The organism is Halobellus inordinatus, assembly GCF_024464655.1.
Classification (GTDB): domain Archaea; phylum Halobacteriota; class Halobacteria; order Halobacteriales; family Haloferacaceae; genus Haloquadratum; species Haloquadratum inordinatus.
The window spans coordinates 409,765-427,470 of sequence record NZ_JANHAV010000001.1 but is presented as its reverse complement, the minus strand read 5'-3'; the positions used below and the strand labels follow the sequence as shown (position 1 = coordinate 427,470).

The 17,706-nt window shown below is 67.2% G+C and carries 16 protein-coding genes; 7 read left to right on the top strand and 9 right to left on the bottom strand.

All coding sequences use genetic code 11. The features are described 5' to 3' along the window. The first annotated feature begins 281 nt into the window (after positions 1 to 281). Together nreA and NO347_RS02140 are read left to right on the top strand one after the other, a co-directional pair. The gene (nreA, locus tag NO347_RS02145; protein ID WP_256288063.1) at positions 282 to 1,544 is read left to right on the top strand and encodes a DNA repair protein NreA; all 1,263 of its coding nucleotides are present in this window, start codon (positions 282 to 284) and stop codon (positions 1,542 to 1,544) included. Positions 1,545 to 1,650: 106 nt separating this feature from the next. Next, positions 1,651 to 2,049, top strand: coding sequence for a TRAM domain-containing protein (locus tag NO347_RS02140; protein WP_121568106.1), 399 nt, complete (start codon positions 1,651 to 1,653; stop codon positions 2,047 to 2,049). A gap of 8 nt (positions 2,050 to 2,057) precedes the next feature. Here NO347_RS02140 and NO347_RS02135 read toward each other — a convergent pair whose 3' ends face one another. Continuing rightward, positions 2,058 to 3,791: a radical SAM protein gene (locus NO347_RS02135; protein WP_256288062.1), complete on the bottom strand. Its 1,734-nt coding sequence runs from the start codon at positions 3,789 to 3,791 to the stop codon at positions 2,058 to 2,060. A gap of 123 nt (positions 3,792 to 3,914) precedes the next feature. Here NO347_RS02135 and NO347_RS02130 point away from each other — a divergent pair, with 123 nt between their 5' ends. Together NO347_RS02130 and NO347_RS02125 are read left to right on the top strand one after the other, a co-directional pair. Then, on the top strand, positions 3,915 to 4,571 hold the full coding sequence (locus tag NO347_RS02130; RefSeq protein ID WP_256288061.1) for a GNAT family N-acetyltransferase: 657 nt from the start codon (positions 3,915 to 3,917) through the stop codon (positions 4,569 to 4,571). An 81-nt stretch (positions 4,572 to 4,652) separates the two neighbouring features. Next, positions 4,653 to 5,849 (top strand): 3-dehydroquinate synthase II, encoded by a 1,197-nt coding sequence (locus NO347_RS02125; RefSeq protein WP_256288060.1) that lies wholly within the window; start codon positions 4,653 to 4,655, stop codon positions 5,847 to 5,849. Positions 5,850 to 5,948: 99 nt separating this feature from the next. Here the strand turns inward: NO347_RS02125 and NO347_RS02120 are convergent, their stop codons facing one another. Together NO347_RS02120 and NO347_RS02115 are read right to left on the bottom strand one after the other, a co-directional pair. Further along, a complete protein-coding gene (locus NO347_RS02120) occupies positions 5,949 to 6,401 on the bottom strand; it encodes a zinc ribbon domain-containing protein (protein WP_256288059.1) in 453 nt (150 codons plus the stop codon). A 173-nt stretch (positions 6,402 to 6,574) separates the two neighbouring features. Then, a complete protein-coding gene (locus NO347_RS02115; protein ID WP_199722982.1) occupies positions 6,575 to 7,627 on the bottom strand; it encodes a transcription initiation factor IIB in 1,053 nt (350 codons plus the stop codon). Between the two features lie 255 nt (positions 7,628 to 7,882). Here NO347_RS02115 and NO347_RS02110 point away from each other — a divergent pair, with 255 nt between their 5' ends. Together NO347_RS02110 and NO347_RS02105 are read left to right on the top strand one after the other, a co-directional pair. Continuing rightward, entirely contained in the window at positions 7,883 to 8,689 is an 807-nt protein-coding gene (locus NO347_RS02110) for a helical backbone metal receptor (RefSeq protein WP_256288058.1), read from the top strand. A 63-nt stretch (positions 8,690 to 8,752) separates the two neighbouring features. Next, entirely contained in the window at positions 8,753 to 9,331 is a 579-nt protein-coding gene (locus tag NO347_RS02105; protein ID WP_256288057.1) for a DUF84 family protein, read from the top strand. Between the two features lie 5 nt (positions 9,332 to 9,336). Here the strand turns inward: NO347_RS02105 and NO347_RS02100 are convergent, their stop codons facing one another. After that, entirely contained in the window at positions 9,337 to 11,205 is a 1,869-nt protein-coding gene (locus NO347_RS02100; protein ID WP_256288056.1) for a flippase-like domain-containing protein, read from the bottom strand. 193 nt (positions 11,206 to 11,398) lie between these two features. Between NO347_RS02100 and NO347_RS02095 the strand changes: the two genes are divergently transcribed. Then, positions 11,399 to 11,644: a DUF7123 family protein gene (locus tag NO347_RS02095; protein ID WP_121568098.1), complete on the top strand. Its 246-nt coding sequence runs from the start codon at positions 11,399 to 11,401 to the stop codon at positions 11,642 to 11,644. 48 nt (positions 11,645 to 11,692) lie between these two features. On the opposite strand, the gene NO347_RS02090 is transcribed toward NO347_RS02095, so the two are convergent. The 5 genes from NO347_RS02090 to NO347_RS02070 all read right to left on the bottom strand — a co-directional run bounded on the left by NO347_RS02090 (position 11,693) and on the right by NO347_RS02070 (position 17,618). Then, positions 11,693 to 12,334 (bottom strand): winged helix-turn-helix transcriptional regulator, encoded by a 642-nt coding sequence (locus NO347_RS02090; RefSeq protein WP_256288055.1) that lies wholly within the window; start codon positions 12,332 to 12,334, stop codon positions 11,693 to 11,695. A 117-nt stretch (positions 12,335 to 12,451) separates the two neighbouring features. Continuing rightward, positions 12,452 to 13,687, bottom strand: a complete 1,236-nt coding sequence (locus NO347_RS02085; protein ID WP_256288054.1) for an SPFH domain-containing protein — start codon at positions 13,685 to 13,687, stop codon at positions 12,452 to 12,454. Positions 13,688 to 13,870: 183 nt separating this feature from the next. After that, the gene (locus tag NO347_RS02080; protein WP_256288053.1) at positions 13,871 to 14,476 is read right to left on the bottom strand and encodes an NfeD family protein; all 606 of its coding nucleotides are present in this window, start codon (positions 14,474 to 14,476) and stop codon (positions 13,871 to 13,873) included. A 158-nt stretch (positions 14,477 to 14,634) separates the two neighbouring features. Further along, the gene (locus NO347_RS02075; RefSeq protein WP_256288052.1) at positions 14,635 to 15,798 is read right to left on the bottom strand and encodes a restriction endonuclease; all 1,164 of its coding nucleotides are present in this window, start codon (positions 15,796 to 15,798) and stop codon (positions 14,635 to 14,637) included. Further along, positions 15,795 to 17,618: a DUF7282 domain-containing protein gene (locus NO347_RS02070; RefSeq protein WP_256288051.1), complete on the bottom strand. Its 1,824-nt coding sequence runs from the start codon at positions 17,616 to 17,618 to the stop codon at positions 15,795 to 15,797. The genes NO347_RS02075 and NO347_RS02070 overlap by 4 nt, the downstream gene beginning before the upstream one ends. Positions 17,619 to 17,706 lie beyond the last annotated feature (88 nt).

Here is a 17,706-nt window from a genome sequence, read left to right as displayed (position 1 = left end):
GGCACATCCGGTAGACGCTCTCGCGTCGCGGCACATCCGGTAGCGCCCTCCCCACGGAGCGCCACGTCCGATGTGCCGTGTCGCCAGAAGCGGTGCGATAGCGAACAGTCGGCACGCCACAGTCCCGCACCGACGTGCCGAACAACCGCTGCCCGGCGCGGGATAGACATCACGTCACACGATCGCTGGCCGCTCGTTCGTAGATAAACTCACGCACCGAGCCGCGGGTCGATCGACGAGACGCCGAAGGTTCATATCCGTCCCCGCCGCACACCCACACGATGAATCTGGACGAGTACGTCGACGTCGAGCGGAACGAGCGCGCGGAGCGTCGGCGACTCGCCGAGGAGAAGTCCTACGACATCCTCGATCACCTGGAGACGTTTCAGGATCGCTTCGAGGAGACCATCCAGGGCGACTCGCTGTACGGCGGCGTCTCGCCGTCGATCTTCGTCGGCACCTCCAACTACCCGCGCGTCTCGACGGGCCTTCTCTCGCCCGTCGGTCACGACGAAAACGCCGAGCAGTTCGAGACCTCCGGAGCGTGGTACGACGAAGGCGTCTCGATCTCCGACGTCTTCGCGCGGCGCACGTCGCTTCTCAACTCCAATCGCTCACAGAAGGTGACGAACGTCGCGGACTCGTGGAACGGCTTTCTCGGCACCCAGCGCGAAGTGGCGATCGCCGACCGTCCCGTGACGGTCGAGATCGGCCTCGACGAACGCCCGGACGTCGACTTAGACGTCGGCGTCGAAGACGTCGCCACGCCGGTCGGGCCGCGCGCTCGTGCCCGCTCTGCGGAGTTAGCGGAGAACCCCCACGTGCCGCGTCCCGTCGAGAAGACGCTCGAAGACGACGACTGGAACGCCGAGGGCGCGATGAACTACCTCTATCGCCGCGGCTTCGACGTCTACGACATCAACACGATTCTCTCTGCGGGCGCGCTCGGACAGACCGACCAGCGGCGACTCGTGCCCACGCGCTGGTCGATCACCGCCGTCGACGACACCGTCGGCCAGTACCTCAGAGGGCGGATCCGGACGAATCCTGGAATCGACGCCGTCGAAGTCCACCGCAACGAGTTCCTCGGAAACGCCTTCTGGGTGATCCTCGCACCGGGCAAGTGGGAGTACGAACTCGTCGAGTTGAAAGCACCCGGGAGCGTCTGGAATCCCGACCCCGAAGCCGGGATGTACCTCGCCGCGGACAGCGAGGGCTCGGAGGGTCGCACAGGCTACGTCGACGAGACCGCCGGCGCGTACCACGCAGCACGGCTGGCCGTCCTCGAACACCTCGAAGACCGTGGCCGGCAGGCGAAAGCGCTCGTCCTCCGGCACGTCTCCGACGACTACTGGGGGCCGGTCGGCGTCTGGCAGGTTCGCGAGACCGTCCGGGACGCGTTCGAGGACGAACACGGCACCGCTGAAACGTTCGGCGACGCAGTCCGCGGCGTCACGAAGCACCTCCCCGTGTCGCTGTCGACGCTCCGGCGAAAATCGACGATGGCGGCCGGACTCCAGCGGACGCTCGGGGACTTCGGATGAGCGCGGAGAAAACCCAGCAATCGTGGGGAAATCGACCCGCCGCGGTGGCGTGACCGGCGGTACTACTTTAACGATTCGCCGAGAGATACCACCGGAGGTCTACACGGTGGAAATCTCAGATAAACTCCTGTGTCTGTTCAACGCGGACGTTCGCGCCGAAGAGGATCGCTACGTCGTCGAAGTACCGAAGCGCGAGGTCGAAACCGGGTCGATAGAACCCGGCGAGGCCTACCGCGTCGCTCTCATCTCTCGTGCCGTCGAGTCTTCCTCGGAACCGTCCGAGTCCGAACGGCCGTCCTCGGAGCCACAGCCGCCGGTCGAACCCGGCGAACTGCGCTACGTCGAGATCGAGGACATCGGCAAGCAAGGCGACGGCATCGCCCGCGTCGAACGCGGCTACGTGATCATCGTCCCCGACACGGAGGTGGGCGACCGAGTGAAGATCGAGGTCACCGAAGTGAAATCGAACTTCGCCGTCGGCGAAGTGATCGAAGAAGAGATCTAATCCTATCGTCAGTCCGCGCTCGGTCGTTCGTCAGTCGGGTAGCTCCCGGTGAACGTCGAGAAGTCGATTTCTGGACTCGGCACGGCCGCCGCAGAGTCGTACGGGCGATTGATGACGATATCGCCGGCCGTCCGGTCGCCGATGCCAGGAATCGCCGTGAGTTCGTCCATCGTCGCCGCGTTGGGGTCCAGCGGGTACGGAACGCCGGTCACCGACCGATAGCCGTGGTCGACGACCGCGACGTCGATCGTCGCCCCGAGGTCGCGCTCGCCCGGGATGCCGACCAAGAGTGGATACGTCCCGAGCTGCCGGCCGAACGTCCGACCGTCCTGGTGATATTCGAGGTGGACGTCCGGCAGCACGGTTCCGATCGGTGCGAGCCGCCGCAGCATCGGCCGGTCGATCTCCTCGCGGATGTCGCGTTTGTACTGTTTGAACCGCTTTTTGTGTTCCTTCGCGATGTCGGCTCCTTCGTCGGCCATCTCGGTGCCCTCGAAGGCCATCACCTGCCGGATGTTGATCCGCCGGACCATCAGCCCCGCGTCGTAGACGCGCTGGAGGAACTGTTTGTTGTGCTCGAAGGTCTCCGCGCGCTCACCTTTCAGCCCGTGCAGGAGGTTGATCCCGGGCAGGAGTTTCGGGAGGCGGTTCGCGGCGCCGTCGCCGTGCGTCGGCGCGTCGGCGGGGTCGTCGCCGGGACGCCAGCCCGCCTCCTCGTTGACGATCTCGATCGCTCGGAAGCACTCGTCGGCGGTGACGTTCAGCTGATTTCGCTCCTGTACCACGGGATCTGCCGATTCGAGTCCGAACGCCGCGGTGTCGCCGGGCGTGTTGTGTTCGGCGATGATCCGAATGCCCTCTCTGGCTTTCTCGGGCCACTTCACCACCGTGATCGGGTTCATGTTGTCGAGGTGAAGCGTCCCGAGGTTGGGCGCGACCTCCCGGATCCCGCCGTAGAGTCGGCGCAGGGCGTCCGGGTTGGGCGCTTCGCCGTCGCCGCCGTACGCGAGGATGTCGGCCTGTCGACCGAGCCGGAGGTGTCGAACGCCCCGCTCGTAGAGGTTCTCGACCTCGCGGACGACCGACTCGGGCGTCCGGAACGCGGGGTTGCCGTACATCGGCTCCGTACAGAACGAACATCGGTAGGCGCACCCGCGCGAGGTCTCCAGTTCGGCGATGAGGTACTCGGGGTGGTTCGGATGCTGTTCGACGACGAACGCGCCCTGCGCCGCCCAGCGGTCCAGTTCGTCGTTGTCGCGGTAGCGGTTCTCGAAGCCCTCCAGTCCGCTGTCGACGAGGTCGTACGCCGCGGCCTCGACGTCGCCCATCGCGAGGAAGTCGTAGTCGAGGTCCTGCCGCTGCATCTCCTGTGCGCCGGCGTTCTCCTCGCCGACGCCGAAGCGGATCGGCCCGCCCATCACGGAGACGCCCTCTGCGGCCCAGGCGAGTTCGCGCACTTCGTCGGGTTCGGCGGGCGTCCCGCCGACGTACTTGCCGGGGACGGTCATCCCGCCGAGGTAGACGAACAGGTCGGCGTCGGCGACGTCGGCCCACTTCGCCCGGTCCTCGCGGAGTTCGTCGATCGTGTGGTACGTGACGTTCGCCTCGGGGACGCCGGCGTCGACGATCGCACCGGCCGTGAACCGCGGATACGTCGAGATGTACGGCGGCACGCCGAAGTGCGCCGGCTCGTCGACGTAGCCGTCGACGAGCGTCACGGAGAGGTCGGCCGGGTCAGTCATACGAGTGCAAAGACGGCCGAGCGGTAAAACGCTCACCTTCTCAGACGAACTCGAGGGTCGGCCGCGATGCGCTGGCGCGCCGCAACCGCAAGAGAGGTTAGCTCGCGGGTCGGTTCGAGATGTATGAGCGAGGACGCCGGACCGAACCCGCACGCCGACGGAACGGACTGTCGTGCGGACTCGTCAGATACCTCGGACGCTATCGTGACGCTCCGTCCCGCCCGCCCGGAAGACGCCGCTGCCATCCGCGACATCTACGCGCCGTTCGTCCGCGACTCCCCGGCGACGTTCCGAACCGACGTGCCGACAACGGCCGAACTCGCCGAGAAGATCCGCGCGAAGCGCGCGGTCGACGAGTATCCGTGGTACGTCGCCGTCAGCGATGCGGGGGGGCGCGACCAGGAGGTCGTCGGCTACGCCTACGCCAGCCGGCTCCGCGACCGGGCGGCGTACCGCTGGACCGTCGAGACGTCCATCTACGTCGATCCCGCGACACATCGGTCCGGCGTGGGGACGCGGCTGTACGACCGCCTGCTCGGCACGCTCCGCCGGCAGGGGTACTGCTCGGCGTACGCCGCGCTGGGAATGCCGAACCCCGAGAGCGAGCGCTTTCACGAACGACACGGCTTCGAGCGCGTCGGACAGTTCCCCGCTGCCGGTTTCAAACTGGGTGAGTGGCGCGACGTCGTCTGGTATCACCGTCGACTCCGGGATCCGGACGGCGACCCGGACGAACCGCGCGCGGTCTCGGCCGTCGAGCAGCCGACTGACGAACGCTGACGCTTGAGCGGAGACGGCACCGCGGCAATCCTCCGCAGAGTCGCCACGTTCAAGCGCACCGACCGAGTTGAGCCGACAACGATGACACGAAGCGTCTGGCTCAAGGCCGACGACAGCGTCGGCGACTGGGAGACACGCAAACGACGGATCACGGCAGGGCTCGAAGCCGGGGTCGACTGGGTACTCGTCGACGAGGACGACGTCGAGCGCGTTCGCTCGCTCGGCGACGTCTCCGTGGCGGCGTTCCGGACGGACTCAGATACGACGCTCATCGACGACGTCGAGGAGGGTGACGAGGACGCCGCGAGCATCGACGCCGCGAGCGAGGCCGACACGTACATCGTCGGCAAGGACGGCGAGGGCGACGGCACCGTCGACCTCCCCGGCGACTTCTCCGGGTCGGCCGATCTCACGACGCTCCGCCGCGAGGACAACCGAGCGCAGGGCTCCTACGTCCGGATTCTCTCGAAGGACTACGAGAGCTTCGCCGAGGAGGCAGCCAAAGACGCTGACTACACCATCGTCGTCGGCGAGGACTGGACGATCATCCCGCTGGAGAACCTCATCGCGCGGATCGGCGAGGAGACTGACCTGATCGCCGGTGTCACGACCGCCGAAGAGGCCAAGACGGCCTTCGAGACGCTCGAACTCGGGGCCGACGGCGTACTTCTCGACTCCGACGATCCCGACGAGATCCGCCAGACGGTCGAGGTGCGCGACGAGGCCGAGCGCGAGACGCTCGACCTCCAGTGGGCCACCGTCACGGCCGTCGAACGGACCGGGATGGCCGACCGCGTCTGCGTCGATACGGGCAATCTGATGGAACACGACGAGGGGATGCTCGTCGGCAGTATGGGCCGCGGACTGTTCTTCGTCCACGCCGAGACCGCCGAATCGCCGTACGTCGCCTCCCGGCCGTTCCGAGTCAACGCCGGCGCGGTCCACGCCTACGTCCGGACGCCAGACGGCGGCACGAAGTACCTCTCGGAACTCAAGAGCGGCGACGAGGTGCAAGTCGTCGACGCCGACGGCAAGACGCGCGAGGCCGTCGTCGGCCGCGTGAAGATCGAAAAGCGCCCGATGTTCCGCATCGAGGCCGAGGTCGACGGCGACCGCGTGGAGACGCTGCTGCAGAACGCCGAGACGATCAAGGTCCACACGCGAGAGGGACGCACGGCCGTCACGGACCTGGAAGCCGGAGACGACGTCCTGCTGTTCTACGAGCAGACCGCGCGACACTTCGGCGAGGCCGTCGAAGAGAGTATCATCGAGAAGTAGGCGTCTGTAGTAGCGTTTGCAACTGATTACAGAGTCGATCGCACGACTGGTGTGATTGGGTGAGTGAAGACTTGCAAACGCTCTATATCGCAGCGGCGTTCAGTTTTCCGTTCGTCGATCGCCGACTTCTCCGTCCTCGACCGGGTAGTTCTCGAACTCGACCGTACACCAGGGACAGAACGAGATTTCCGGGTCGATCTCGCCGCCGCAGTTCGGACACTGCGGTGCGTCCGTCGACGTCGGTCCACGGGTCGCGAGACGGTAGGCGTCGAGCGCGCTGAGCAGCAGGAGCGCAAACAGCGGCGCGGTGACGATCGTCGGCAGCGACGACGGCTGCATCGCCGCGACGGACGCGGGATCGGTGAGACTGACCGTCGTCGGATCGACGAACACCGAGAGAAGCACGAGTGCCGCCCCGATGACGAACGAGAACCACGCTGCGCCCCGTCGCCACTCGCGGAGGTAGAGATGTCCGGCCCCGGCGACGCCGACGCTGGCACCGAGGACGGCGACGAGCGTCGCGATCATCGCACGGCGTCGCGTTCGAGTCATATCCGTGGCCGACGCCGTGGGCGTTCTTAAACTCACGGGAATATCTCTCGCTGTCACGCAGGGGACGTACGGCTGCCTCGCGGGGTGCCGACGGCTGTCTCGCGGGGAAGAGGTGGCCAGAAATGCGGAGTGCCGACGAAATCGCCGCGCCGACGGCGATACCGAGACCCGGCTTACGCGAGGCCGATGCTCTCTTCGGCTTCGAGCAGTTCGTGATATCGGTTGCGGATCGTGACCTCGGAGATATCTGCAACGTCGCTCACGGCGGCCTGCGTCGTCTTCTCGTTGGTGAGCAGGGCGGCGGCGTAGACGGCGGCGGCCGCGAGGCCGACCGGCGACTTTCCGGAGTGGACGCCCTTCTCTTTGGCGTTCTTCAGCAGCTGGCGCGCGCGGAGTTTCGCCTCGTCAGAGAGGCCCAGTTCCGAGGCGAATCGGGGGACGTACTGCTCGGGGTCGGCGGGCTTGACTTCTAGCGACAGTTCGCGGGCGATGTAGCGGTAGGTTCGCGCGACCTCGCTCTTGGGGACGCGGGAGACCTCCGCGATCTCGTCGAGCGAGCGGGGGACGCCCGCCATCCGCGCCGCAGCGTAGACACACGAGGTGGCGACGCCTTCGATGGAGCGGCCGGGGAGCAGATCCTCGTCGAGCGCGCGGCGGTAGATGACAGAGGCGGTCTCTCGGACGTTCTCGGGGAGGCCGAGCGCAGAGGCCATCCGGTCTATCTCGCCGAGCGCCTGCTTGAGGTTGCGCTCTTTCGAGTCGCGCGTCCGGAAGCGCTCGTTCCACTTGCGGAGGCGCTGCATCTTCTGGCGCTGGTTCGACGACAGCGAGTTGCCGTAGGCGTCGCGGTCGCGCCAGTCGATGTTCGTCGAGAGCCCCTTGTCGTGCATCGTGTTCGTCGTCGGCGCGCCGACGCGGGACTTCTGGTCTTTCTCCTTGGCGTCGAACGCGCGCCACTCGGGGCCGCGATCGACCGAGTCCTCGGTGATGACCAGACCACAGTCGTCACAGACGGTCTCGCCGTGTTCGTCGTCGACGACGACGTTGCCGCCACACTCCGGACAGGAGAGCTCTTCCTCGGTGGATTCTTCTTCGGTCTCTTCTTCTTCTTCCTGGCCGGGTCGTACCCACCGCTGGCCGGCCGAGTCGCCGTCTCGGCCGTCGTTCGTTCGCGATTCGTCTCTCGTTCTCGCGTTCACGCGAGTGTACGTACTCTTCTCGCTCATCGGTATAGCGACGAATGCTCCGTGCCACAGACACGGGGTAAGAGAGGCCCGGAGCGGTCCGTACCCATTCCACCGACGGAGAATATAAAAGCGGTTCGGAATCGCTCGCCCGAACCCAGTGCACAGCCCCGAGTCGCGTTGTCTGTCGAAATAGACCGTTATGATTTATATAGTCGGTATCGGCGGCACGACCCGCCAAAATCGTGGGCCAGTCCCGTCCACAACGCACTTGATCGTCCCCCGTCGACGACGACTATGTACTCTTCTCGCGGCGGCGCAGCCGGGGGGGCCGGCTCGTCTAGCGACGTCGAGCGCGTCGTCTCGCTCGCGCCGAGCGCCACGGCGACGGTGGCGGCGATGGGTGGCGAGGACCTCCTCGTCGGCGTGACGACGCACTGCCCGCTGGACCGCACGGTCGTCGGCGGGTGGCTGAACCCAGACTACGATCGGCTGGCCGACCTCGACCCGGATCTGGTCTGCACCGCCGACGCGTTGCAAGCGGACGTTCGCGACGAACTCGCAGCGCGCGGCTACGACGTCTGTCACGTCGAGCCCGACCGACTGGACGCCGTCGTCGACTCCTTCGCGACGCTCGGCCGTGCCGTCGGTCGTCCCGAGGCAGGCGAACGGCTGGCCGACGAGGCCCGCCGCCGGATCGATGCGGTTCGGGACCGCATTCCCGGGCGAAGCGACGGCGAGCAAGGCGGCGAGGACGCACGACCGGTCGTCTACTGTGAGGAGTGGGGTGACCCGCCGATGGCCGCCGGTAACTGGGTCCCAGAAGTCGTCGTGGCGGCCGGGGGCAGCTATCCCTTCTGTAACCCCGGCGAGCGCTCCCGCGAGGTGACACGCGAGCAGGTCGAAGCGGCGGATCCGACGCACGTGATCGTCCATCACTGCGGCCACGGCGACCGGGCCGACCCCGACATCCTCGCCGACCGCGGGTGGTGGGACCTCGACGCGTCCGTCCACGTTCTCGACGACGATCTGCTGAATCAGCCGAGTCCGCGGCTCCTCGACGGCGTCGAGACGCTCGCTGAACTCTTTCACGGAGATAACTGAAGTAGGTTCTCCGAATCGCACAGAAGCGACACACGTATCGCCGGCGGTCGTTCACTCAGGGGTATGTACGTCGCAGTCGGCAGCGGCAACCCGGTGAAGCGCGACGCGACGGCCCGCGTGTTCCCCGGCGCGACCGTCGTCGCCGAAGCAGTCCCATCGGGCGTCTCCGAGCAACCGATCGGGCACGACGAGACGCGAGCGGGAGCGCAGAACAGAGCCGAAGCGGTGCTCGAAACGGTTCGAGACGAAGCGGACGACTCCGAAGAGACCCGTCTCGGCGTCGGGATCGAAGGCGGCGTCGCGTCCTTCGGTGACGGCCGCGTTGTCGACGACGCCAACGGAGCCGCCGACGCCGAGGCATCCGCGACCGACACGTACCTCGTGATGTGGGCGGCCGCCACAGACGGCGACCGCTGGGGCGTCGGCTCCGGCCCGAGCCTCCGTCTCCCGGAGTCGATCGCGACTCGCATCCACGACGGCGAGGAGTTGGGACCGGTGATGGACGACGTGCTCGGTGAGTCGAACGTCGCGAAGAACCAGGGCGCAGCGGGCGCGTTCACCGCCGGACAACTGACGCGCACCGACGCGCTGGAAGATGCCGTCGCGGCTGCCGCCGCGCCGTTCCTGAGCGGCCTCTACTAGGAATCTCAGTCCAGCTCCGGCGCTTCCTCGCGCGCTTCGCGCACGTCGCGCGTCTCCTCGACCGCCGTCGTCAGCGAGACGTTGAGACCGAGCATCGAGGCGTAGCCGCCGATCACGGTGACGATGTTCTTGACGGCGTGATCCAGCACGGCCGCGCCTAGCGCCAGCTCGGCTCCGAGCGGCGTCAGCCCGACGACGAGCAGCGTGAACGCGCCCTCGTAGAGACCGACACCGCCGGGAGACAGCGGAAGCACCTTCGCGAGGTTCCCGACGCTGACCGCGAAGAAACTCACCGCGATCAGTTCCACGACCGGCAGCCCGGGAGAGAACGCCGCGAGGACCAAAAGTGCCGTGAAGACGTCGAGCGTCCAGACGAGGGCGCTCGTCGCGCCGACGCGGGCGAACCCGCGCCGCGTGCCGGCGACGGTCTGGAGGTCGCCGACGAACCGCCCGATGACGCCGGCGACGAAGTCGGCGTACGAGTCCGTGCTCACGCGGTAGACGAGCGCGGTGACGACGTCGCGGTCGCTCCGGGCCGACAGCGCGATGCCGATCACGGCGGCGATGGCGACGAGTCCGACGCCCATCGCGACGACGACGGCCACGCGGCCCGCGCCCTCCGCGCCGACGACGGTTCGGGCTAACTCCGCTGTCTGCCCCGTCGCCGTGTAGCCGAGCAGGACGACGCCCGCCATCGACGCGATGGTGAGTAGATCGAAGACCCGCTCGGCCGCCAGCGACGCGAAGCCCGAGGGGTACGGAATGCCGCGACGGGCCTTGACGACGTACGCGCGGATCAGGTCCCCGGCACGTGCGGGGAAGACCAGGTTCCCGGTCTGGCTGATGAACACCGCGCCCGTCAAGAAGCTCAACTGCTCGCGATAGCCCAACTCGGTGAGAATATCCTGGTAGCGGAACCCACGGAGCGGCCACGAGAGGACGTAGACGAGCGCGGCCGCGCCGACCAGCGCGGGATCGGCGTCGCGCATTTCCGTGAGCACCGTCCCGAAGTCGAGATACTGCGTCATCAACACGAGTGCGAGGACGGCCAGTACCGCACCGGCCGCGAGCCCGACCCGCTGGGAGAGTCGCGGACGAACCGACAACTGCCACCACGTCCGCAGAATCTGACTTCCCATCCCGAGGACGTCGCGGACGAGGTCGACTTTCGTGTCGCCCTTCGGCGTCCAGTCGACGGGGAACTCAGTCACCTCGTAGCCGGCCCGCTGTGCCCGGACGAGCATCTCTGTGTCCCAGAACCAGTGGTCGTCTTCGACCTCGTCTGCGAGCGTCTCGAACGCCTCGCGGCTGAACGCCTTGAACCCGCACTGGTGGTCCCGGAGGTCAGAGCGGAGGAACGTACGCACCAGGCCGTTGTACACGCGGCTGGGGACGCCGCGCTTTGCCGGTCTGTCAGCGACGTTCTCGGGCATCCAGCGCGAACCGGTCGCGACGTCGGCCTCGCCGGAGCGTACGCGCTCGACGAGCTCTTCGAGGTGGCGCATATCGGTCGCTAGATCGGTGTCGAAGTAGACCAGCACATCGCCGTGTGCGGCCTCGAAGGCGTGTTCGAGCGCCCCACCACGTCCGAGCCGCTCGTCGCTGTGGAAGTGCCTGACGCGGCCGTCAGCGTCCGCCAGGCGGTCTGCGATCTCGGGCGTCCTGTCGTCGCAGCCGTCCTCGGCGACGATGACCTCGAAGGCCCCCGGTTCGAGGAAGGCATCGAGCGTCCGGAGCGTCGTCTCCACGGTCGACTCGATGGTGCTGGCTTCGTTGTACGCGGGGAGTACGACGCTCACAGCGATGGAGGGGGCCGCGCCGTCGCTGGCGCGGTCGGCGGGCGGGCCGCGGGCGGCACCGTCGGAGGGACCCATTAGTGCTTTCTGGCCGGGCGGCGCGTATGAACTTTCTGCCTCGGCGCGGGTGGTCTGCTCCGTTAGGCGACCGTACCCCGAAGCCGAGAATAGCACGTGGAAACGCGGCCCCAATCGCGAAAGACCGCATCACAGCGGCGTGTTAACCGCGCGTACCAAACCCCTCATAGGGAGATACACCGTGTGTAGGAATATGAGCGCGACCGCCTCCACGACGACCGCACCGAACCTCAGCGACAAACAGCGACAGATTCTCCAGTACCTCCGCGCGAACGCCGACACGCAGACGTACTTCAAGTCGCGGCTGATCGCGGAGGATCTCGGTCTCTCGGCGAAGGAAGTCGGAGCCAATATGCGTGCCATCCTCGACGGCGACGTCGGCCTCACAATCGAGAAGTGGGGCTACTCCTCGGGGACGACCTGGAAAGTGACCCAGTAGCCTGCCACAGGTGCGTCGCGAAGAACACGATCAATCGGAACTACGGAGTCAGTCGTCTGCGCCGTCCCGCGGCTCGTATCGGATCAGCGAGTCGGCCTCGTCGGCCAGGGCAGCGGCCTCTGGTCCGAGCGAGTCGGCGTATCTGACGACGAGCGTGAGGAGCGTCTCCGGCCGTTCGACGGCGTACGCGCCGTCGCGCGAGAGCAGCCCGGCGTCGTCGAGTTTGCGGGCATACCCGCTCACGGTCGCTCGCGACACGTCGAGGCGTTCTGCGATCGCTGCGCCGCTCGTGCCCGGGTCGCGGAGGAGGGCAACGAGCATTCCGCGCGGCGTGCGACGACGGAGGTACCCGAGCGCGACCTGTTCGAACTCGGAGAACCGGTCTGCGGGGAAGAACCGCTTGTAATCGCCGTCGCGGCGGAACACGAGTACGCCGTCGTCGACGAGTTGTCGGAGGTGGTGCTGGGTCTCGCCCGTCCCCAGGCTGAGATCGTCGCGTATCTTCGAGAAGTGCGCACCCGGCGTCGACGCCACGTAGCCGACGATGGCGTCGCGGGCGTCGCTCGTCGAGTCGGACGTGGCTTCGGCCTCGCCACTGGCACCGAGTCCAGCGAGCGGCGACGCCGCCCCCAGCGCGGCGAAACGTCGGAGCGTCGCCCGCTTCTCCTCGTCGATGTCGCGGTTCGGCATTCGAATCTACCACTAGTACGACTCGACACGGAGAAAAGCGCTTCGCTCGTCTCAGCGAAACCGGACGAAAAAACGCGAACGCGGGTAACGTCGCCGGAACGCGTCGGTAACGCGGTCCTACTCCCGCTCTTTCTCGACGGCGCGGTCGTCGTCATCCGCGGCTTCGTCGCTCTGTTCTGTCGGGGCTTCCGTGTCGGTCGCGGCTTGTGCGTCGGCGACGATGTCTTCGGGATCTTTGATCGCGGCCTCGTCTGCGGCGTCGGCCTGGTCGATGACCGCGTCGGCGCTCCGGATGTCCGTGCCCGCGCCGCGCTTGATCGCTTCGGCCTCCTGTTCGAGTTCTTCGACGTCCATCTCGGTGGCCTGATCGATCTGCCCGAGGATCTCCTCGATGTCGTCGAGGCCGAGGAGTTCGCGCGTCTCCGCGTCGAAGTCGAGACTGTCGAGGCCGGCCTGCTCTTGGACGTCCGAGTCGGTCAACTGCCGGCCGTAGCGCCCGAGGAGGCTCGTGAGTTCCTGCGGGAGGACGAACGTCGTCGACTCGCCCTGCCCGATCGTCTCTAAGCTCTCCATACCCTTCTCGATGATCGCGCGTTCGCCCATCGACTCGGCGGACTTCGCGCGGAGGACCGTCGAGATGGCGTCACCCTGCGCTTCCAGGATCTGACTCTGCTTTTCACCCTGGGCGCGGATGATGTTCGACTGCTTCTCACCCTCGGCCTGCTCGACCGCAGAGCGGCGTTCACCCTGCGCTTCCAGGATCATTGCACGGCGACGGCGCTCGGCGGACGTCTGCTGCTCCATCGCCTGCTGGACGTCCTGGGAGGGATTGACCTCGCGGACCTCGACGCTCTCGACGCGCACGCCCCACTCGTCGGTCGGCTCGTCGAGTTCGCGGCGGATCCGGCCGTTGATCTCCTGACGCTTGTTGAGCGTGTCGTCGAGTTCCATATCGCCGATGACGGCCCGCAGCGTCGTCTGTGCGAGGTTCGAGACGGCGCGCTTGTAGTCGTCGACCTCCAGGAACGCCTTCTTCGCGTCCATCACCTTGATGTAGACGACGGCGTCGGCAGTCACCGGCGAGTTGTCGCGGGTGATCGCCTCCTGTCGAGGCACGTCGAGCGTCTGCGTCCGCATATCGAACGGATACGTCCGCGAGACGAACGGCGGGATGAAGTTGATGCCGGGTTGGAGGAGCTTCCTGTACTCACCGAACACCGTCAGCGCCTTCTTCTCGTAGGCGTCGACGATCTCGACCATCTGGTAGACGATGACGATCGCGAGGAGGAGTACGAGTATCCCGATCGTCGGGATACCGAGACCTGTCTGTAATGGAACGGGACCAAGTACCATACGCGGACTTAGTGTGTGGGTCTGATAAGCGTTGGCCCAGTCGAACTGAGAAATTCGGCGACGCGAGTGCGCACAGAATCGCGGTACGTCGGTGAGACCGGTTCGGCCGCCGTCTCCGTGTCGTCGTGTCTCAGTATCGTTACGTCTCGATGTCGTCGCGTCTGAGCGTCGTCGCAGCTACGATCAGGCGCGCTCGGTCTCCATCTCGGTGTCGTCCTCGCTGTCTGCTCTCTCGACGTCGTCCGACCGCGACGCTCGGCCCTGATCGAGTTGGCGGTCGATCTCGTCGTAGCCGGACGAGAGCGACTCGACGGTGACGACGTTCCCGCCGCCGGGATCGACGACGACAACTTCCGTCCCGACGGGGAGTTCGCCGTCCACCGATCGCGCGGCGTAGAGGGGGTTGAAACCGCCGTCGTCGAGCTTGACCTCGCCGTCGGTCGGGGTCACGCGTTCCGTGACGCGACCGGTCCGGCCGCGGAGACTCGCCGAATCGCTCGTCTGTTCGGTGCCTTTGCCGCCGTAGATGTCGAACTCGCGGTAGCCGTAGAGCGCAAGCGACCCGAAGACGAGGACGAGGACGCCGAGGACGATCGGTGAGGCCAGCGGCCCGAGGACCAGCCCGACGAGTCCGGCCGCGAGGAGGGCGATTCCGAGGACGATGAAGTGCGCGCCCGGCGCGAAGGCTTCGAGGAAGCTGACGCCGAGTCCGGCGGTGACCAGCAACAGCGGCAGCGTCTCCGGCGGGATCGAGAGCTGCAGGGCGACCGAAAGCGCTGGTTCGAGCATACGAGCGATAAGTCTGGCGCACGATTAAGCGTTGTCACGAGAGATCGATGCACACGTTGGGAAACCGAGCGACGGGAGTGTGCGATATCGGTCGATCGACCAACTGCGTGGCGTGACCGAGCGTGCGACACCGACCGACGGGAAGGCCGTCGGACCCGCTATTCGCGCTCCGGGACGGTCGCCTCGGGCGTGATCGTGGTATCGCGGGTGAAGCGAACGTTCAGTTCGCCGGTCATCAAGAGCGTCGCGCTCTCTCCGTCGGCGGGAACGCTGAAGACCATCCACACCTCCCGCGACTCCCCAGGTTCGAACAGCCCGGCGGAGGGGAAGCCGGTCACGCCGTCGAGCGGTTGATGCGCGTAGCGCTCGCCCGCGACCTCGACGGCCAACTTCGACTGTGCGAACTGCGTCGGAGTGTCGGCCCGGTTGGTCACGTTCATCCGAACTAGGAGGAACGTCTGTTCGTCGGGGGCGTCGTAGGTGGTCCCGTTCACCGTGAGCGCCTGCGTCGTCTTCGCATTCCAGCGCACGTCCGCCGTCGCGTTCGCGCTCGCCGTCGAGACCGCCGAGACGTCGAGGCCGTCGTCGCCGCCGGAGGCGAAGGGACCCCCGAGGCCGAGCGCCGGCCCCAGCGCAGCCCCGAGCACGAACGCGACGACGAGGACGATCGGGATGACAGTCGCCGGTAGCGAGCGCGAGGAGAGCGCGCGGATCCGGTCCGTGACTCCGGCGTCGGCCCCGGGGTCGCCGCTCGAATCGGGATCAGAACCGGACTGCGCCCCCGATGCATCCGCGTCGTCGCTGTCGTCCCCGTCGCCGCGGTCGAGCTTCGCGCGGATCGCCGCGAGCGACTCACCGAAGTCGGGGACGCGGTCGACGACGGACACGGGGACCGGCACCCCCAGTTCCTGGAGCCGTTCGACGGCTGCTTCGAGGCCGCTCGTCTCGGTGTACTGCTTCAGGACGTCCTCGAAGCCGCCCTCCTCGACTGTCTCGGCGAGCGTCGCGCGGTCGAGGAGGTGGACGCTGCGCTGGGCGGCCACCTTCTTGGCGCCGTCCGCGAACGCGCCCTGCGTCGCGACGACGGCCACGTCGATGCTGCGTTTCCGACAGAAGGCGACGAACTGCTTGAGGTGCCGTTCGGTGACCGTCGCCGTCGTCGTCGGGAAGGCGTAAATGACGCCGCGCTTGCCGTCGCCCCGCTCGCCGATCACGAACCGCGTCTCGTCGGCGCGCTCTTTGACGGAGATCTCCCAGCCCCGCTCACGCCAGAGGTCCGCGAGGAACGCGACGAAATCCTCGGGCTCCAGTTCGGGGATCACGACGACCCACCTCGGCGTGCGAGCAGTGCACCGGCGCCGAGCAGCGCGGCGACCGCGACTCCCGGCGACAGCGGGAGACTCGACTGCGAGGCACCAGCGGGTGCCAGCGGCGTCCGCGTGACGACGGGGTACGGCGTCGCCGTGGACGTCGCCGTCGCCGTCGCGGTCCGCGTCGGTGTGCTCGTCTCGGTCGGTGCCGGCGGGAACTCGATCCGCGCCGTGTCGTTGACGACGGCGTCGTTCGCGGTGTAGGCCGCCGCGTCGGGGTCGTAGGACTGCTCCTCGCCGGCGCGGACCAGTTCGGCGCGGATCTGTTGGGCCTCGAACAGCGGCGTCCCCAACTCCGCTGTCACGTTCGTATGCTCGCCGGGCGCGAGGTAGTCGCTCCGTCCGACCGACGACCCGTCGGCGTCTTCCAAGCGAACGAAACCGCCCGCGGGGACTTCGGCGCTCGCGATCCGTAGCGTCGTTCCGTTCGCCGTTTGGTCTTCGATGCGGACGCTCGGATCCGGTGCGACCAAGTAGACGTCCTGTGCGGTCTGCAAGAAGTGATTGCGGACCCAAAGCGTCGCGTTCGTCCCCCGAGAGACCGACGAGAGGTCGAACGACGCCTCGAAGTCCCCGTCGGGGCCGACTGTGGCATCGCGCAGCTGCAGGAACGCGTTCGGATCCGAGGACCGGAGGCGGACTTCCAGCGTCGTGTTCGGCGCGCGGTTCGTCGTCCCGGAGACGGCGAACGAACTGTTCTCCCAGGGGTAATGCACCGAGTCGTTGTCCGGCGACAGCGACACCGACTGCGAACTGAGATGGAACGGCGTCGACGCGATCGTCGTCGGCGAGTCGGCGAGGCCGCTCTCGTCGGTCAGCGTCAGGGCCGCGCGGTAGCGATTGCGCTTCTCCAGATTCCCGATCGGAACCTCGCTGGTGTCCCAGAGCACGTAGATCTCGTCGTTCGCGAGACTCGGCAGCACGGAGACGTTCGCCGAGGCCGTCGCGACGTACTCCCGCGGCTCCTGGTTCGGCCCGGGCGTCGTCTGCGTGAAGTTCACTTTGAGCCCGTTAGCCGCCGCGGCACCGGTGAGGTCGCTCGTGTTCAGCGCCGACTCCAGGCCGCTCTCCTCGAAGCGGACGACGGCGTAATCGCCGCGTGCGAGGTCGGTTCCGGCGCTCATCGTCGTCTCCAGGGGCCCGACGTTGGCGTCGCCGTCTTCGCCGCCGTCGACGTACTCCGAGGGCTCGAACGCCCCCGGCGCGCGGTACGATTCCGCTGTCGTTTCGCCCCGTGGGTCGACGGTGAGCGTCCCGATGTCGCGCTCGACGCCGTCGATAGAGACGCGGAGAAGGTAGTCTTCGGGCTCGATGGGCTCATCGAGCGGTGCGGAGTGCAGCGTCGCGGATCCGCCTTCGACGAAGACGGCTGGATCGGCGGCAGTCGTCTGGCGTGTGTCGAGAGTTACTTCGGACGTGCCGCTGCCGCCGAGCGCGACGGTGAGGTGAAAGCCGTACTCCGGGCCGCCGATCGTCACGTTCGCGGGGTCGGAGTGTGAGACCGAGAACGTCACCTCGTCGCCGCGGGTGACGGTCACGTTGCCGCCAGGGAACGACGCCGAGGCGTCGTCGGTCTGTTGCGGCGCGCGATCGGCGGCTGCGAGTGCGTGCGGAGAGGTGCTGTGGCTGTCCTCGCCGATCGTCTCGGTCCCGGCGCTGTGGGCCACTCCCGGCGCCGTCGACGCAGGGGCGAACCCCGAAACGGGCGTCGCACCGCCGACGAGGAGGGAGAGGGCGATAGCGAGAGCGAGGTAGGGATGGGCGTGAGACATCGGCGATACGGTCGTCTCCCTACGCTACCGACCAACTCGCATAAAACGCTGCGGTCACAGGATCAGAACTGATAACGGACGTGCAGCA

Excerpts from the sequence above, each read along its gene's own strand:
- NO347_RS02110 (WP_256288058.1), top strand. The coding sequence starts at position 7,883 with ATGTACTCTTCTCGCGGCGGCGCAGCCGGGGGGGCCGGCTCGTCTAGC.
- NO347_RS02070 (WP_256288051.1), bottom strand. The coding sequence starts at position 17,618 with ATGTCTCACGCCCATCCCTACCTCGCTCTCGCTATCGCCCTCTCCCTC.
- NO347_RS02135 (WP_256288062.1), bottom strand. The coding sequence starts at position 3,791 with ATGACTGACCCGGCCGACCTCTCCGTGACGCTCGTCGACGGCTACGTC.
- NO347_RS02080 (WP_256288053.1), bottom strand. The coding sequence starts at position 14,476 with ATGCTCGAACCAGCGCTTTCGGTCGCCCTGCAGCTCTCGATCCCGCCG.
- NO347_RS02120 (WP_256288059.1), bottom strand. The coding sequence starts at position 6,401 with ATGACTCGAACGCGACGCCGTGCGATGATCGCGACGCTCGTCGCCGTC.
- nreA (WP_256288063.1), top strand. The coding sequence starts at position 282 with ATGAATCTGGACGAGTACGTCGACGTCGAGCGGAACGAGCGCGCGGAG.
- NO347_RS02115 (WP_199722982.1), bottom strand. The coding sequence starts at position 7,627 with ATGAGCGAGAAGAGTACGTACACTCGCGTGAACGCGAGAACGAGAGAC.
- NO347_RS02105 (WP_256288057.1), top strand. The coding sequence starts at position 8,753 with ATGTACGTCGCAGTCGGCAGCGGCAACCCGGTGAAGCGCGACGCGACG.
- NO347_RS02085 (WP_256288054.1), bottom strand. The coding sequence starts at position 13,687 with ATGGTACTTGGTCCCGTTCCATTACAGACAGGTCTCGGTATCCCGACG.
- NO347_RS02130 (WP_256288061.1), top strand. The coding sequence starts at position 3,915 with ATGAGCGAGGACGCCGGACCGAACCCGCACGCCGACGGAACGGACTGT.
- NO347_RS02125 (WP_256288060.1), top strand. The coding sequence starts at position 4,653 with ATGACACGAAGCGTCTGGCTCAAGGCCGACGACAGCGTCGGCGACTGG.
- NO347_RS02100 (WP_256288056.1), bottom strand. The coding sequence starts at position 11,205 with ATGGGTCCCTCCGACGGTGCCGCCCGCGGCCCGCCCGCCGACCGCGCC.
- NO347_RS02090 (WP_256288055.1), bottom strand. The coding sequence starts at position 12,334 with ATGCCGAACCGCGACATCGACGAGGAGAAGCGGGCGACGCTCCGACGT.
- NO347_RS02095 (WP_121568098.1), top strand. The coding sequence starts at position 11,399 with ATGAGCGCGACCGCCTCCACGACGACCGCACCGAACCTCAGCGACAAA.